The following is a 1357-nucleotide window of genomic DNA, read 5'->3' as shown; positions in this document are numbered from 1 at the left end:
AATCTATGGTCACCCCATTTTTTGCAATACTGTTCATAAGATGGAATGGATGGCTTGCTTCAATCTATCCGGCGTCTATTGGGCTCGTATCCCGCGCCACGATGAGCATTCGCGCCTGGCGATCCTAATAAAGTAAGCGGCTTCCACGAGCCAATTGGTCGTTCAGGATCATCGCCAGGCCGATCGGCCGTTTATTTCATCTGTTGTTCAGCTATCGCAAAACCTGATGGTGAAACACGGTGCAGCACTACGGGGTCAGGCGTTCATGGCGTCTGGCTCCGTTTTGTATTGCGTATGCCGAGTGGTAATGGCCCACGCAATGCGTGCCAGTTTGTTGGCCAACGCGCAGGCCACCACATTGGAGTGACGTCGCGCGAGCAGTGAACACACCCAATCGGCCAATGGGCCTTTCTGGTACTTCAAACGCATCAGGTAAACCCGTGCGCACTGCACCAACAAGCGTCGAAGGTTCTTGTCGCCGCGCTTGCTGATCCCCAGCAAAGCTGGCCTACCACCAGTGCTGTACTGGCGGGGCACCAGACCTACAGAGGCAGCAAAGTCCCGGCTACTGCCGTATTGCTGCGCGTCACCCATTTCCACAGCCAGCAGGCTGGCGGTGATCGGCCCGACACACGGGATAGTCAGCAAACGGCTACCTAGATCATCGTCAGCCAGCTGGCTCGCCAGCTCTTCGTCCAACACCTTGATCTGCTCGCTCAGGTAGACGAAATGCTCATGCAGGCGCTGCAGCAGTGCAACGAGACGTACAGGCAGGTCGTGCTCTTCAAGCACTGAAGCGAGGCGTTTGATTACCGCCAGTCCGGTCGGCAGGCTCACACCGAACTCGAGCAGGAACCCATGCATCTGGTTCACCGTCTTGGTTCGGTCGCGGATCAATGACTCACGCATCCGATGAGAAACAGAGAGTGTTTGCTGCTCAGGCGATTTTGGCGTCACAAAGCGCATGGAAGGTCGGGAAGCGGCTTCGCAGATGGCTTGCGCATCAACGAAGTCGTTTTTGTTGCTCTTGACGAAAGGCCTAACGAACTGGGGAGAGATCAGCTTGGCTTCATGCCCCATCGCTTTGATTTCTCGGGCCAGGCAGTGCGAGCCGGCACAGGCCTCCATCACCACCGTGCAAAGAGGATGATTGGCCAGAAACCGCATCATCTGCGGCCTTGAACACTTCTTGCGCGATACCTCTTTGCCGAACTTGTCTTGGGCATGCAGGTGGAAGACATGTTTGCCGATGTCGATGCCGATCAGTGTCACGTTGTTCATGATGACGGTCTCCGAAGAAAAAACACCCTGCGAAAGCGTACGCCTCGCAGGGTGCCGGGGTGACCATCTCATTAAG

The 1357-nt window shown here is 55.9% G+C and carries 1 protein-coding gene; it reads right to left on the bottom strand.

All coding sequences use genetic code 11. From position 1 onward, the window contains the following. Window positions 1-255 precede the first annotated feature (255 nt). Complete coding sequence (locus AC3WL2_RS25760; protein WP_102685495.1) at window positions 256-1281, bottom strand: IS110 family RNA-guided transposase; 1026 nt, start codon at window positions 1279-1281, stop codon at window positions 256-258. Window positions 1282-1357: the final 76 nt, after the last annotated feature.

The sequence above is a fragment of the Pseudomonas sp. FW305-96 genome (assembly GCF_058783825.1).
The sequence above is the reverse complement of the archived record's forward strand: the minus strand, read 5'-3'. Positions and strand labels throughout refer to the sequence as shown.